Below are 1,377 nucleotides of genomic sequence, written 5' to 3' on the forward strand. Positions count from 1 at the left end.
AACTCCACCGCCAACGCCCCAGGAGCCCGCACCACCTGCTCCCCGAACAACTCCGGAATCGACCCCACCCGCGGACCAACCCCCGTACCGGTCCACTCCTCCAACGCCTCCCGCTCACCCGGCAACAACACCTCCAGCTGCGAGAGCCGGCCGGCCGGGTCCGCGGCGATGTGCCGCAGGACCTGGGCGAAGCGCTGCTGGAGCCGCTGCACGGTGGGTCGGTCGAAGAGGTCGGTGCTGAACTCGAAGGCACCGGTCAGTTCCGTGGTGCCGTCCGCCGCGCCGGGCGTGAGGTGGAGGGTGAGGTCGAACTTGGTGGCCCCGGTGCGCACCGGGACGTCGGTCGCGGTCAGGCCGGGGAGGTCGAGCCGGCCCTGGGTGTTGTTCTGCAGGACGAGCATCACCTGGAACAGCGGCTGACGAGCCGCGGACCGCTCGACGCCCAGCGCGTCGACCAGCCGGTCGAACGGAACGTCCGCGTGCGCGTGCGCACCCAGATGGACCTCCCGCACCCGCTCCAGGAGCTCCGTGAACACCGGGTCCCCCGACACGTCCGTCCGCAGCACCACCGTGTTCACGAAGAACCCGACCAGATCGTCCAGACCCTCGTCCGAACGCCCCGCCACCGCGGCACCGACCGGCAGATCCTCACCCGCACCCACCCGCGACAACACCACCAGCAACGCCGCGTGCAACACCATGAACAACGACACCCCGCGCTCACGCGCCAGACGCGCCAGCCCCTCCCCCACCACGGCATCCACCGCGAACGGCACACTGCCACCCCGGCCCGACGCCACCGCCGGCCGCGCCCGGTCCACCGGCAGCACCAACTCCGCCGGAGACCCCTCCAACACCCCACGCCAGTAAGCCAGCTGCCCGCTCATCACACTGGCCGGATCCTCCTCCGACCCCAGCACCTCACGCTGCCACACCGCGTAATCCGCGTACTGCACCGGCAACGCGTCCCACCCCGGGACACCACCCGCACACCGCGCCGCGTAAGCCCGCGACAGATCCCCCAGCAACGGCGCCATCGACCAGCCGTCCGCCGCGATGTGATGCACCACCAGCAACAGGACATGGGTGTCCGGGGTGCGGTCGTCACGGACGAGGGTCGCGCGCAACGGGGACTGGACCGACAGGTCGAACGGAGCGGACGCGGCCGCGGTGAGCCGCTCGTCGAGGGAGCTGTCGCCGGTGGTGGAAATGATGTCGAGGTCGATGTGCGCGTGGGTGCTGACGTGCTGGGTCGCCTCTCCGTCGGTGACGGAGACGGTCGTACGCAGGATCTCGTGGCGGGAGACGAGGTCGTTCAGGGCGTCCTCGAGCGCGGCCAGGTCCAGCGTGCCGGTGAGGCGGACGGCGTAGGGCATG

The 1,377-nt window shown here is 71.0% G+C and carries 1 protein-coding gene; it reads right to left on the minus strand.

What is annotated here, in order from left to right; translation table 11 throughout:
• Nucleotides 1-1,377 (minus strand): condensation domain-containing protein (locus tag VT52_RS33980; protein ID WP_240510002.1); only part of this gene is annotated, 1,377 nt, incomplete at both ends.

The organism is Streptomyces malaysiense, from assembly GCF_000980885.2.
GTDB classification, from domain to species: domain Bacteria; phylum Actinomycetota; class Actinomycetes; order Streptomycetales; family Streptomycetaceae; genus Streptomyces; species Streptomyces malaysiense.